This is a genomic window from Stenotrophomonas sp. 3(2025) (assembly GCF_052665395.1).
The window spans coordinates 69395-83002 of record NZ_JBQOIF010000012.1; the positions used below are offsets into that span (position 1 = coordinate 69395).

A 13608-nucleotide genomic window follows, 5' to 3' on the forward strand; every position below is an offset into this window, starting at 1 on the left:
GCAGCGGACCTTAGAAGTCCATGCCGCCCATGCCACCCATGCCGCCCATGCCACCGGCGCCACCCATGGCCGGCTCGTCCTTCTTCGGAGCTTCGGCAACCATGGCTTCGGTGGTGATCATCAGGCCTGCGATCGAGGCTGCGTTCTGCAGCGCCGAACGGGTCACCTTGGTCGGGTCCAGGATGCCGAACTGCAGCATGTCACCGAACTCGCCGGTAGCGGCGTTGTAGCCGAAGCTGCCGGTGCCTTCCTTGACCTTGTTGACGATGACCGACGGCTCTTCACCGGCATTGGCAACGATTTCGCGCAGCGGGGCTTCCATCGCGCGCAGGGCGATCTGGATGCCGTGGTTCTGGTCTTCGTTGCCACCCTTCAGGCCAGCCAGTGCGGAGACCGCACGGACCAGGGCAACGCCGCCGCCCGGGACCACGCCTTCTTCAACGGCCGCACGGGTCGCGTGCAGGGCGTCGTCGACGCGATCCTTCTTTTCCTTCATTTCGATTTCGGTCGACGCGCCGACCTTGATCACTGCAACGCCACCGGCCAGCTTGGCCACGCGCTCCTGCAGCTTCTCGCGGTCGTAGTCCGAGGAGGTGTCTTCGATCTGGGTCTTGATCTGCGCAACGCGCGAATCGACCGCAGCCTTGTCACCCACGCCATCGATGATGGTGGTGTTTTCCTTGGAGACCTGCACCTTCTTGGCGCGGCCCAGGTCCTTGATGGTGGCCTTCTCCAGCGACAGGCCGACTTCCTCGGAGATCACGGTGCCGCCGGTCAGCACGGCCATGTCTTCCAGCATCGCCTTGCGACGGTCGCCGAAGCCCGGCGCCTTGACGGCCACGACCTTGACGATGCCGCGGATGGTGTTGACCACCAGGGTCGCCAGCGCTTCGCCTTCGACTTCCTCGGCAACGATCAGCAGCGGCTTGCCAGCCTTGGCGACGCCTTCCAGCACCGGCAGCAGGTCACGGACGTTGGAGATCTTCTTGTCGTGCAGCAGGATGTACGGGTCATCCAGGTCAGCGGTCTGCGACTGCTGGTTGTTGATGAAGTACGGGGACAGGTAGCCGCGGTCGAACTGCATGCCCTTGACCACGTCCAGCTCGTTGTCCAGGCCCGAGCCTTCTTCAACGGTGATCACGCCTTCCTTGCCGACTTCCTTCATCGCGTTGGCGATGATCTGGCCGATCGACTCGTCCGAGTTGGCCGAGATCGTGCCGACCTGGGCAATGGCCTTGTCGTCAGCGGTCGGCTTGGAGATGTTCTTCAGCTCGGCGACGGCGGCCACCACGGCCTTGTCGATACCGCGCTTGAGGTCCATCGGGTTCATGCCGGCAGCAACAGCCTTGGCGCCTTCGCGGATCAGGGCCTGGGCCAGCACGGTGGCGGTGGTGGTGCCGTCGCCGGCGTCGTCGTTGGTACGCGAGGCGACTTCCTTCACCATCTGCGCGCCCATGTTCTCGAACTTGTCAGCCAGTTCGATTTCCTTGGCGACGGACACGCCGTCCTTGGTGATGGTCGGGGCGCCGAAGCTCTTCTCGAGCACGACGTTGCGGCCCTTCGGGCCCAGGGTGGCCTTGACGGCATTGGCGAGAACGTTGACGCCGCGCACCATGCGCGAACGGGCGTCTTCACCGAAACGAATATCCTTGGCAGCCATTGCGTTTACCTCATTGGTAGCGCCGGGCCATGCCCGGCGGCTGGGTGTTGGAATCAGGGGATGAAGCAGGTCGCGCCGACGCTCAGCCGATGACGGCGAGCACGTCGTCTTCGCGCAGGACCTTGTACTCGACGCCTTCGCTCTTGTACGAGCTGCCGGCGTACTGGCCGTAGATGACCTTGTCACCGACCTTCAGCGACGGAGCGCGCACGTTGCCGTTGTCCAGCGGCTTGCCCGGGCCCACGGCCACGACTTCACCCTTGGTGGACTTTTCCTTGGCGGAGTCCGGGATCAGGATGCCACCGGCGGAAACTTCGTCGGCTTCGATCGGCTTGACCACAACGCGGTCGTGCAGCGGCTTGATGCTCATGTGGGACCTCTTAAGTTATTGATTGGTCTGAAAAAGTCCGGCGATGTTAGCACTCGCACCAGGCGACTGCCAGCAACGCGCGTGAAAAAGCCCGACAGGTCGGGAGCACGACAAAGATGGAGACCTCAGGAGCCCTTTCAAGGCCTGCCCCCGAAATTTTTCCCGGCGGACCGGCGGCACACCATCCCTGCGCGGACGCCTTTATAGGGATGCGTCGCGGCAAGCCAAGGGGGAATTGGCCACCATTTGGTGACCGCCGTCGCACTGTCAGATATCTGGCGTTCATTTACGACAAAGTGTCACCGGATCGGCTTTAGGGTGGCCCGGCATTCCCAATCACAAGGAGTAGTCGATGCGATTGCTGTCCCCGCTCGCCGCCGCCTGCCTGCTGGCCCTGGCTGCAGCGCCGGCCCAGGCCGAGGTCTTCATCAACGAACTGCACTACGACGACAGCACCGCTGCCGGTGACGTCGGCGAAGCCATCGAAGTGGTCGCCACCGCCGGCGAGGACCTGTCCGGCTACCGCCTGTACCTCTACAACGGCAGCAACCCGTCGGCCGCCACGGTCTACGCCAACAACGCGGTGCCGGCCGGAACCGCGGCCAGCTGCGGCAGCGCCACCCTGGCGGTGGTCACCTACCCCAGCAACGGCCTGCAGAACGGTGCCAACGACGGCATCGCCCTGGTCGACGCCAGCGGCAAGGTGGTCCAGTTCCTCAGCTACGAGGGCGCGATCACCGCTTCCGGTGGCCCCGCCGCCGGCATGACCAGCCAGAACATTCCGGTTGCCGAAACCAACAGCACCGCAGCGGGCACCTCGCTGCAGCTGACCGGCAGCGGCAGCCAGTACGCGCACTTCACCTGGGCCGAATCGGCCAGGCAGACCTTCGGCAGCTGCAACAACAACCAGACCTTCAGCGGCGGCGGCACCCCGGGCCCGAACACGCCGCCGTCGGTGTCCACCACCACGCCGGCACAGGGCAGCAGCACCTTCCCTGCCGCCGCCGACCTGGAAGTGGTGTTCAGCGAGACGGTCAACCTCGCCAGCGGCGCCTTCGCACTGACCTGCGGCACTTCGGGCAGCGTGCCGCTGACCTGGCCGGCCAGCGGCAAGAGCGTGAAGCTGTCGACCAACACCGCGCTGGTCGCCGGTGAAGCCTGCCGCTTCGACATCCGTGCCGCACGCATCACCGATGCGCAGGGTGCCCGCCCAGCGACCGACAGCCGCATCGCCTTCACCGTGGCCACCACCACCGGCAATCCGGACCCGGGCAATCCCGGCGGACCGGCCGGTTACTACTCGAAGGTCAACACCAGCAGCCCCAGCCAGCTGCGCTGCTCGCTGCACGCCACCATCAAGGGCCACACCGCGTACCCGTACAGTGGCTCGGGCACCAGCACCTGGACCATCCTGGAGATCGCCGACGAAGATCCGAACAACAGCGGCCGGATCCTCGATGCCTACCGCAACCACAGCTTCGCCAAGGTGACCGACCGTGCAGGCAGTGGCAGCGGCCTGAAGTACAACCGCGAGCACACCTGGCCGAACTCGCTGGGCTTTGCCAGCACCACCGGCGACAAGGGCCTGCCGTACGCGCCCTACACCGATACCCACATGCTGTACCTGACCGACGCACAGTGGAATGCCGACCGCGGCAACAAGCCGTTCGGCAAGTGCGATGCCAACTGCGGCGAGCGTGCCACCGAAGCCAACAACGGCCACGGCGGTGGCAGCGGTGGTTACCCGGGCAATTCGAACTGGGTACGCACACCGGATGGCAATGCCGGAACCTTCGAGGTGTGGGGCCATCGCAAGGGCGACATGGCACGGGCGGTGATGTACATGGCCATCCGCTATGAAGGTGGCAAGGATGCGGCCACCGGCCAGTCCGAACCGGACCTGGAACTGACCGACGACCGCAGCAAGATCGTCAAGACCAGCAGCTCGCCGGCCTACATGGGCCTGCTGTCGACCCTGATCGACTGGCACCTGTCCGATCCGCCGGATGCCGCCGAGCAGGCACGTAATGACGTGATCTACTCGTTCCAAGGCAACCGCAACCCGTTCATCGACCACCCCGAGTGGGCCACCCCGGGCCTGTTCACCTCGGCCAGGCCGGCCACCTGCCAGCTGGCCAACTGACCGCGCAACGCTGCGGTCCACTGCCGTCGCCGGGCCCTGCCCCGGCGACGGCCCTATACTCGACGGTCATGTCGACCGTCGATCCCGTCCTGCTGCTGTTGACCACCTGCCCGGACCGGGCCAGTGCCGAGCGCATCGCGCATGCGCTGGTCGCCGAGCACCTGGCTGCCTGCGTGACCCGCCTGGACGGCGCACAGTCGACCTACCGCTGGCAGGGTGAGGTCACCACCGACACCGAGCTGCAGCTGCTGGTGAAGACCACCGCAAGCCGTGTCGATGAAGCCATCGCCCGGATCGTCGAACTGCATCCGTATGAACTCCCGGAGTGCATCGCGGTCGAAACCCGGGCCGGCCTGCCGGCCTATCTGGACTGGATCCGGGCACAGACCCGGGAGGACACTGATTGAAGACTCTGTTTGCGCGTGGCGCCGCCTTGTGCGCTCTGTTGTGGCTTTCATTGCCGGCCTTCGCGCTGGATGAGAAGGATCTGCTGCCGGTGGACCAGGCGTTCGCGCTGACCGCCAGCGCGCCCGAGCGTGGCCAGATCCAACTGCAGTTCAAGATCGCCCCCGGCTATTACCTGTATCGCCACCGCACCACGGTGAAGGCCGATCCGGCGTTCAACGCCGCCGCGCTGCAGATGCCCGCAGGCAAGAAGCACCACGACGATTTCTTCGGTGAGGTGGAGACCTACCGCGAGCGCCTGCAGGCCACCCTGCCCGGCGCGCCCACCGATGCCGCCGGCACCATCAGCCTGGAAGTGCGTTACCAGGGCTGCGCCGATGCCGGTGTGTGCTACCCGCCGCAGAAGCGCGTGGTGCAGGTGACCCTGCCTGGTGCAGGCGGTGCGGCGGCCACGCTGCCGATCGCACGCGCCACCGGCGCCAGTGCGTTCAACAACCCACTGGCGGGCGCCGGCGGTGGCGGTGGCCTGCGGTTGCCGGGCACCAGCAACAGCCAGGCATTGCCGCTGCCCTCGGAACAGGCGTTCGGCTTCGATGCCATCGCCAGCGATGGCAACACCCTGCTGCTGCGCTTCAGCCCGGCACCGGGCTATTACCTGTATCGCGACCGCACCTCGCTGAAGCTGGAAGGCAGCGCCGGGGTACTGGCCGACAAGCCGCGCTGGCCGGCGGCGCAGTCGCACCGCGACGAGCACTTCGGTGATGTGGCGGTCTATTTCAACCAGGTGGAAGTGCCGGTGCCGCTGCGCCGCAGCCGCGCCGAGGCGGTCGACAGCACGCTGGTGGTGACCTTCCAGGGTTGCCAGACCGATGGCATCTGCTACCCGCCGATGACCCGCCGGGTGAAGTTGTCGATCCCCGCCGGCAAGGCCAACGCCACCAGTGATGCACCTGCCGCACGCGACGAAGTGATTCGTTCGCTGCCGGCTTCGGCCACTGCCGGCACCCGCGAGGGCGCCAACGGCACACCGCTGCGCCTGCTTCCGACCGTGCCCAACGACGCGCCGGCCGCCACGGGTGGTGCCGACGCCAGCAGCGGCTCGCGCGATGCCTTCGCCGCCGACGCGCAGCAGGACAATGCGCTGCGTACCAAGGCTCCGAGCCGCGTACCGAAAACCGACAGCTCGCTGCTGTGGGTACTGCTGCTGGCACTGGGCGGTGGCCTGGTGCTGAATCTGATGCCCTGCGTGCTGCCGATCCTGTCGCTGAAAGTGCTGAGCCTGGCGCAGAGCGGTGAAAGCGCCGAGCGCGCCCGCAGCCATGCCATGTGGTACACGCTGGGCGTGCTGGTTGCCTTTGCGGTGATCGGCGCGTTGATGGTCGGCCTGCGCATGCTTGGCAATGCGGTCGGCATCGGTTTCCAGCTGCAGCATCCCGGCGTGGTCGCGGCGTTGGCCTACATCATGTTCGCGGTGGGCCTGAGCCTGTCCGGCGTGTTCACCATGGGCGGCGGCATCGGCAACTTCGGCCAGTCGCTGGCGCGACGCAGTGGCCCGGCCGGCGATTTCTTCACCGGCGTGCTGGCCTGCGTGGTCGGCAGTGCGTGCGTGGGGCCGTTCTTCGGCCCGGCGGTGGCCTATGCATTCGTTGCACCGCCGGTAGCGGCGATGCTGGTGTTCCTGTTCCTCGGCCTGGGCCTGGCCCTGCCGTTCCTGCTGATCGGCTTAGTGCCGGCGCTGGCCCGTCGCCTGCCCAAGCCGGGCCCGTGGATGGAAACCCTCAAGCACGTGCTGGCCTTCCCGATGTACGCCGCCGCGTTGTGGCTGCTGTGGGTGCTGGGCAAGCAGCGCGGCGTGGATGGCATGGCGCTGGCGCTGGGTGGCCTGCTGCTGCTCACCGGCGGCCTGTGGCTGTTCGAGCGCAGCCGCTGGCGCAGCCAGCGCGCGGCCGGGCTGCTGGGCGTGCTGCTGGTGATCGCCGCGCTGGTACCGGTATGGGGCGTGACCCAGCTGGCACCGCCGGCGCGTGCCGCGCAGGCGAGCAGCGAGAACGTGGTGGATTATTCGCCGCAGATGCTGGACCGCCTGCGCGCCGACAACCGCGTGGTGTTCGTCAACATGACCGCCGACTGGTGCGTGAGCTGCAAGGCCAACGAGCGCGCGGTGCTGTCGCGCCCGGAGTTCAAGGAACTGCTCAAGCGCACCAACGCGGTGTACATGCGTGGCGACTACACCAATGTCGACCCGCAGATCACCGCGTTCCTGGATGAGCACAAGGCCGTGGGCGTGCCGCTGTACGTGGTGTACGGCCCCGGCGCCCCGCCGACGGTGCTGCCGACCCTGCTGACGCAGGCGCTGGTGGAAGAAGCGCTGCTGCGCACCGCGCGATGAAGTGGCAACGGCCAGCGCTGCTGTGGACAGCAGTGCTGGCTGCCGGTCTTGGCCTGTGGGCCGGCAATCGGCTGGCGCCGGCGCCGGCGACGGGAGCCGCAGCGCCTGCCGCAGCGCCACCGGCGCTGCCGATGCTGCGGCCCGGTGATCCGCTGCCGCCGCTGGTGCTTGCCGACGCTGAAGGTCACGCGCTGGATATCCGTGAACGCTTCAAGGGCCACCCATTGCTGGTCAATGTGTGGGCCAGCTGGTGCGGCCCCTGCGTGGAAGAGATGCCCGAACTGGCCCGCTTTGCCGAGGGCCAGGGCGCACACGGCGTGCAGGTGTTGGGCCTGGCACTGGATACGCCGGACGGCGTGCGCGATTTCCTGAAGCGGGTGCCGGTGGACTATCCCATCGTGCTCGATACCCCCGGCCCACGCGATGCCAGCGTGCAGTTGGGCAACGCGCAGGGCCTGCTGCCCTACAGCGTGCTGTTCGACGCGCAGGGACGGATGGTGAAGGCCAAGCTCGGACCGTTCGCGCACGGCGAAATCGAAGGCTGGGCGAAGTAGGTCGGCAGGGCTGCGCCCTGCACCTGCAGATGCTTTCAAGCAACAGCTACAGCAACAGCGACAGCGGGCTTCCGTGGGATGGCGGGGCGGTGTCGGACTGCGGGGACGCCGCAAGTACGTCCTTGTAGGCTTGGCCGCGGCTTGCTCGTGTGCGCTGTCCTGCGCACACGGCAAGACCGGGGTTGGGCTCCTGCCCAGCCCGCCCGAGGCATGCCTCGGGCCCATGCAGCTGACACCCCGCACTCCGACACCGCCCCACCTCTGACAGATTTCCGGTGTCTGATGGATCCACCTCGTGCGTGGATGAATCTTCATCGGAATCGAATATCTCGACAATTGAACGAAGAGCATCCACGCGTGGCGTGGATCTACGTGTCGACCAAGGCCGACACCCACCAAGAGCATCACAGAACGCCGTCCCGACAGGTCGCGGACAACTGTCGAAGGCGGGGTGGGTCCGGTTGCGGGGGCGTGAGCCGCATGGATGCGGCGACCGAGCTTACATGGACGTACTTGCAGCGGCCCCCGCAACCGGACCCACCCCGCCCACTCTCAGGAACCCAGCTTCTGCTGTTGCTGTTGCTGTTGCTGTTGCTGTTGCTGTTGCTATTGCTGTTGAGGTTGCCGGCCAGCGGCCGGCACTACCGCTTCGGCGGGTGCAGGGCGCAGCCCTGCCGGCAAACCCACCTTGACCGCAGCGGCCCGCGACCCGGAGAATTACGAGATTAATTCTCATTTGCTGTTGCGCAGGATGCGGGCGGCAGCCTCGACGGCCCTCGATCCCGATGTTCAAGAACGTCCTGTTCCAACTGCACTGGCTGCTGGGCATCAGCGCAGGTGCCATCCTGGCCGTGATGGGCCTGAGTGGTGCAGTCCTGTCGTTCGAGGATGAACTGCTGCGCGCGGCCAATCCCGGCTTCGCCGAGATCTCCGAGCACCATGCCGACAACCAGCAGCCGCTCGCCCTGAGCGAGCTGGTGCCGTTGCTGCAGGCAGGCAGCGAGCGGCCGCTGCAGCGCCTGCGGGTGGATGCCAGCGGCCAGCGGCCATCGGTGGCACGCTTTGCCGGCGGCAAGGACCACTGGGTCTATTTCGACCCCTACAGCGGCGAGCGCTTCAGCGCGCTGCGCGGACAGGCCTTCTTCGATTTCGTCGAGGACCTGCACCGCCACATGGTCGCCGGCGAACGCGGCTCGTGGATCACCGGCAGCTGTGCCATCGCGCTGTTGTTCTTCACCCTTTCCGGGCTGTACCTGCGCTGGCCACGCCGCTGGTGGCACTGGCGCAGCTGGCTGGCGGTGGAATGGGCGCGCAAGGGCCGGGGCTTCCTGTGGAGCCTGCATTCGGTGATCGGCACCTGGGTGCTGCTGATCTACCTGATGAGCGCACTGACCGGGTTGTGGTGGTCGTTCGACTGGTATCGCAACGGGCTGACCCAGCTGCTGGGTGTCGCGCCCCCAGCCAAGCACAAGGTCGCCACGGATCTGCCCCTGGATCTGCACGAGGTCGAAGCCACGCTGTACGCACTGCCCGGCGTGCGCCAGGGCTTCATCGACCTGCGCCTGCCGGAGAAGCCCGGTCAAGCCCTCAACGTACGGGTGATGTCGGCGGATCCCGCACAACGGGGCGGCCATCACGACCGCGCACACGACCTGCTGCAGCTCGACCCGGCCACCGGCGCGGTCCTCGACGCGCGCCCCTACGCGCGCCAGGGTACCGGCGGCCAGCTCACCACCAGCATGTTCGCCCTGCACTCGGGCAGCTTCTTCGGCATGCCCGGGCGCATCGTGGTGATGCTCAGCAGCCTGGGCATGTGCCTGTTCTTCGTTACCGGCTGGCTGTTGTACCTGGACCGCCGCCGCGGCCAGCGTGCCGCCCGCGTGCTGCGGCAGAGCGTGCCGGCAGCAGCACCCCATGCCGCGGGCACGCCGTGGCTGGTGGTGCATGCCAGCCAGAGCGGCCTGGCCGAACAGTTGGCCTGGCGTGCGGCGGCACAGCTGCAGGCCGCCGGCCATGGAGTGCAGGTACTGCCGCTTGCGCGCGTAGCTGCCACGCAGCTGCAGGCCTCCACACAAGCGCTGTTCGTGCTCAGCACCTTCGGTGATGGCGAACCACCGGACAATGCACGGCGCAGCGCGCGCCAGTTGCTGGCACAGCTTCCGGATCTTTCCGGGCTGCGCTACGGCATGCTCGCGCTGGGTGATCACCAGTACGCGCAGTTCTGCGGGTTCGGCATCCAGATCGACGACTGGTTGACGCGCTCGGGCGCGAAAGCCTTGTTCGCCCGCATCGACGTTGATGCCGCTTCGGTAAAGGCGCTGCGCCAATGGCAGCTGCAGCTGACCGGACTCACTGGCATCGACACCGACGACAGCGTGTTGCCGGCCGCCACGGTGATGCACGACTGGCGCCTGCTCGGCCGCACCCTGCTCAACCCCGGCAGCGTCGGCGGCCAGATCTGGAAGATCCGCCTGGCACCACCGGCCGATGTCGACTGGCGGGCCGGCGACATCCTGCACATCGCGCCCCGCCACGACCCGATGCACGCGAGCGCGGTACTGCGCGCGCATGGCCTGGATCCCCAACAGCCACAGCTGATCGATGGCTTTGCCAAGACCCTGCTGGAACTGGCCAGCGAACGCGTGCTGCCCGAACCCGGCCGTGCGTTGCCGGTGCAGGATGCAGGCCTGTGGTTGTCGGGCCTGCCGTCACTGCCTGGGCGTGAGTACTCCATCGCCTCATGCGCCGCCGATGGCGAAGTGGAGCTGGTGGTGCGGCTGGTCCACGACGCAGCGGGCCGCGCCGGCCTGGGCTCGGGCTGGCTGGGCCTGCATGCGCCGATGGACGGTGCGATAGCCGCCCGCGTGCATCGCAACCCCGGCTTCCATCGGCAGCCGGGTGCGCCGATGGTGCTGATCGGCAACGGCACGGGCATCGCCGGCCTGCGCAGCCTGCTGCGCGAAGCCGCGCACCAGGGCGAGCACGGCCACTGGCTGCTGTTCGGCGAGCGTCAGCGCGCGCACGATTTCCTGTTCGCCGACGAGATCATCCGGTGGCAGGCTGACGGGCATCTGCTGCGCTTGGATCAGGCCTATTCGCGTGATGTGGACGATGGCAGCTACGTACAGCACCGACTGCGCGCTGCGACCGATGAACTGCAGGCCTGGTTGGCACGAGGTGCAGTGATCCATGTGTGTGGATCGCTGCACGGCATGGCCGACGGCGTGGACCAGGTGCTGCGCGAGGCACTGGGCGATGAAAGGGTGGAGCTGCTGCTGGAGAATGGGCGCTACCGGCGCGACGTGTATTGAATCCGTTCGCCGGGCATGGCCCGGCGCTACCCTTCATGGGTTTCAACGGTAGCGCCGGGCCACGCCCGGCGAAGGCGATCAGGCCATCACGCTGCAGCCCGTGCCCGGCGCTCGGGCTGCAGCCGGAACGCGGCCACCGCTTCGGCCAGCGCGCGCACCTGGGTCTGCATCTGCGCAGTCGACGCGCCGGCTTCTTCCACCAGGCTCGCATTGCGCTGCGTGCTGGCCTCCATCTGTACGACGGTCTGGTTTACCTGGGCAATGCCCGCATGCTGTTCGTGCGAGGCACTGCGGATACCGGCCAGCAGGCCGGCCAACTGCTGCACGCTGCTGACGATCTCGTCCATCGTCGTACCCGCCTGCTTGGCCTGCGCACTGCCCTGGTCGACCCGCGTCATCGAATCCTCGATCAAACCCTTGATCTGCTTGGCCGCATCGGCACTGCGCTGGGCCAGCAAGCGCACTTCGGCCGCCACCACCGCGAAACTTCGGCCCTGCTCGCCTGCACGCGCGGCCTCCACTGCCGCGTTGAGGGCCAGGATATTGGTCTGGAAGGCGATGCCATCGATCAGCTGGATGATGTCACCGATGCGCCGCGACGCCGCACTGATGCCCTGCATGGTGGCCACCACCTGGCCGACCGCGGTGCCGCCGCGCTCGGCAACCCGGGCGGCCTCACGTACCAGTCCATCGGCGCGCTCCGTCGCATCGGCGTTGCGGCCGACGGTATCGGTCAGTTCATGCATCGATGCAGCGGTTTCTTCCAGGTTGGCGGCCTGCTGTTCCGTGCGCTGGGAAAGATCGTGATGGCCGGCAACGATTTCACCCACCCCCACATCCAGGCGGACGGTGGCCTGCTGGATGCGGGTGACGATGTGGCCCAGCTGCGCGACGGTGGCGTTGGCATCGTCACGCATGCGAGCAAACACGCCCTGCAGGTCGCCCTCCAGGCGCACGCTCAGGTCGCCGCGTGCCAGTGCGGCCAGCAGCGCCTGCAGATCACCGAGGTTGGCCTCGAAGGTGGACAGCAGGCGATTGATGCTGGTCGACAGCGTGCGCACGAAGCCCTGCTTGCCCTCCAGCACGATGCGTCCCTGCAGCTCGCCATGCGCCGCCGCGTCGACCAGTGCCGCCACTTCGGTTTCCAGCAGTGTCTCCAGCGCGCGGCTGCGCCATTCCACTGCCACGCCGAGGAAGTGGTCGTCCTCGACGATGGCGTTGGCGATCAGCTGGTAGCGGGTGCCGGCGTGGCCGATCTCGCGCTCTTCGCGCTGACGGACACCAATCAGCCCCGCCAGTACCGGGTGCAGGCGGACCGCGTCGCTGCCAAGCAACGACTCTGCAGGACGATCCAGCAGCTTCAGCAGCGCTGGATTGGCGTAGGCCACCTGCCCTTCCGCGTCGACCACCATCAAGCCGGTCTGCGCGCTGTCCAGCGCTTGCCGCACGCGCGTGTTGCCGCGCGCAACCGCGCGCTCGGTTTCGATCCGCGCACGCAGGCGTTGCTGCATGTCGACCAGGCACTGCGCAAGCTGGCCGATCTCATCGTTGACGTTGTGCACGCGCAGCGTGGTGTCGAGCCGATCATCGGCGATATCGCCAGCGAAACGCAGGGTGTCCTGGATCGGTCGACGCACCGCGCGGACGACCAGCACCAGGCTGGTGATCAGCACACCGGCCACCAGCAGCAGGGTGGCCACGAACAGCACGCTGGCCATCCGTGCGCCCGACTGCTGACGAAGCTGCGCCTGGGCCAGTGCCGCAGTCTGTGCCTGCTGGAATGCGGCCAGTGCCGGGCCCACGGCTGCCGCCGTCTCGAGCAGCGACTGTGCTTCCACATCCAGGCCGACACGCGCGGCGGTATAGCCCAGCAGCGCGGCCTGGTAGGCCTCCATGCCCGTGCGCACGTGCTCCTGCACCTCGGCTGGCAGGCCCGCCAATGCCAGATCGAAGGGCAGCTTTTCTTCGCTGGCACGATCGGCGTGGGTGGAATCGCCGTCGAGCAGCAGCAGCGCTTCCTGGCGCCGCATCCGCTGCACATGCAGGGAAAGCGCAGGGCGCTCCAGCGCGTCCACCTGTGCCTGCAGCGCGTCGGCGGACTGCTGCAGCTGCGCGGCCAGGCCTGCGTCGCCGCGCCCCATCTCATCCACCCGCTCGAACAACGCGGCGATGCCCTGCGAGAATGCATCAACAGCTTCAGTCATCGCCTGCAGCACCTTGCGCCGACCCGCATCCATCGGCATTGCACGCAACGCCTGCAGATCCTGCTTCAACATCCGCTGCGTGGCCAGCAACAGGCTGCGGTCGGTATCGTCGAAACTTCGCGCATACTGGGTCTGCAGGCGCCGGGCCTCGGCCATCCGCGCTGCCAGCGAAGCGACGCGGTCACTGCCGTGCTGGTAGCTGGCCTGATCGCGCGCCGCCTGCATGCTCGCATGGCTGCTCCATGCATGCACGGCGGCGATGGCCACCAGGCCCAGGCTGCAGACCAGCAGGGTCGCCTTGAGCTTGTCGGCGACGCTCAGCCGATGGGGCTGCAACCAGCGCAGCAGGCCAGGGAAACGGGAACGCAACCCGGCAACGCGGCTACGCAGGGACCGAAGGTGGGGAACGACGGCCGGCATGACAGACTCCAGGCGGAAGGACGCACCTGTATCGACCGGTTGCAGAAGAACTTTAGCCCCGGATTGATTCCTGCCACGAGCGGCGGGCAGTTGTCGCTGTTGTACCGGCCGCAGGCGACCGGGGGATGACACCGGCGGGATGCGCTTGACCT

The 13608-nt window shown here is 67.3% G+C and carries 8 protein-coding genes; 5 read left to right on the top strand and 3 right to left on the bottom strand.

Going from position 1 to position 13608, the window contains the following annotated elements; all coding sequences use genetic code 11:
* Positions 1-10: 10 nt before the first annotated feature.
* Positions 11-1660, bottom strand: coding sequence for a chaperonin GroEL (gene groL / locus ACUXVE_RS11160; RefSeq protein ID WP_093818132.1), 1650 nt, complete (start codon positions 1658-1660; stop codon positions 11-13).
* Between the two features lie 82 nt (positions 1661-1742).
* A complete protein-coding gene (locus ACUXVE_RS11165) occupies positions 1743-2030 on the bottom strand; it encodes a co-chaperone GroES (RefSeq protein ID WP_025878649.1) in 288 nt (95 codons plus the stop codon).
* Between the two features lie 352 nt (positions 2031-2382).
* On the opposite strand from ACUXVE_RS11165, the gene ACUXVE_RS11170 reads away from it, so the two are divergent.
* The 5 genes from ACUXVE_RS11170 to ACUXVE_RS11190 all read left to right on the top strand — a co-directional run bounded on the left by ACUXVE_RS11170 (position 2383) and on the right by ACUXVE_RS11190 (position 10832).
* Entirely contained in the window at positions 2383-4173 is a 1791-nt protein-coding gene (locus tag ACUXVE_RS11170) for an endonuclease (protein WP_093818133.1), read from the top strand.
* Between the two features lie 68 nt (positions 4174-4241).
* Positions 4242-4580 carry a divalent-cation tolerance protein CutA gene (cutA, locus tag ACUXVE_RS11175; RefSeq protein ID WP_032976461.1) on the top strand — a complete coding sequence of 113 codons (339 nt, stop codon included), beginning with the start codon at positions 4242-4244 and terminating at the stop codon, positions 4578-4580.
* Positions 4577-6967: a protein-disulfide reductase DsbD domain-containing protein gene (locus tag ACUXVE_RS11180; RefSeq protein ID WP_445514408.1), complete on the top strand. Its 2391-nt coding sequence runs from the start codon at positions 4577-4579 to the stop codon at positions 6965-6967. Before cutA ends, ACUXVE_RS11180 begins: the two co-directional genes overlap by 4 nt.
* Positions 6964-7521 (top strand): TlpA family protein disulfide reductase, encoded by a 558-nt coding sequence (locus ACUXVE_RS11185; protein WP_445514409.1) that lies wholly within the window; start codon positions 6964-6966, stop codon positions 7519-7521. The genes ACUXVE_RS11180 and ACUXVE_RS11185 overlap by 4 nt, the downstream gene beginning before the upstream one ends.
* A 785-nt stretch (positions 7522-8306) precedes the next feature.
* Positions 8307-10832, top strand: a complete 2526-nt coding sequence (locus ACUXVE_RS11190) for a PepSY domain-containing protein (protein WP_445514410.1) — start codon at positions 8307-8309, stop codon at positions 10830-10832.
* 86 nt (positions 10833-10918) lie between these two features.
* Here the strand turns inward: ACUXVE_RS11190 and ACUXVE_RS11195 are convergent, their stop codons facing one another.
* Positions 10919-13456: a methyl-accepting chemotaxis protein gene (locus tag ACUXVE_RS11195; RefSeq protein WP_445514411.1), complete on the bottom strand. Its 2538-nt coding sequence runs from the start codon at positions 13454-13456 to the stop codon at positions 10919-10921.
* Positions 13457-13608: the final 152 nt, after the last annotated feature.

What these genes read in the sequence shown, in the direction of transcription:
- groL (WP_093818132.1), bottom strand. Translation starts at nt 1,660, where the DNA reads ATGGCTGCCAAGGATATTCGTTTCGGTGAAGACGCCCGTTCGCGCATG.
- ACUXVE_RS11165 (WP_025878649.1), bottom strand. Translation starts at nt 2,030, where the DNA reads ATGAGCATCAAGCCGCTGCACGACCGCGTTGTGGTCAAGCCGATCGAA.
- ACUXVE_RS11170 (WP_093818133.1), top strand. Translation starts at nt 2,383, where the DNA reads ATGCGATTGCTGTCCCCGCTCGCCGCCGCCTGCCTGCTGGCCCTGGCT.
- cutA (WP_032976461.1), top strand. Translation starts at nt 4,242, where the DNA reads ATGTCGACCGTCGATCCCGTCCTGCTGCTGTTGACCACCTGCCCGGAC.
- ACUXVE_RS11185 (WP_445514409.1), top strand. Translation starts at nt 6,964, where the DNA reads ATGAAGTGGCAACGGCCAGCGCTGCTGTGGACAGCAGTGCTGGCTGCC.
- ACUXVE_RS11190 (WP_445514410.1), top strand. Translation starts at nt 8,307, where the DNA reads ATGTTCAAGAACGTCCTGTTCCAACTGCACTGGCTGCTGGGCATCAGC.
- ACUXVE_RS11195 (WP_445514411.1), bottom strand. Translation starts at nt 13,456, where the DNA reads ATGCCGGCCGTCGTTCCCCACCTTCGGTCCCTGCGTAGCCGCGTTGCC.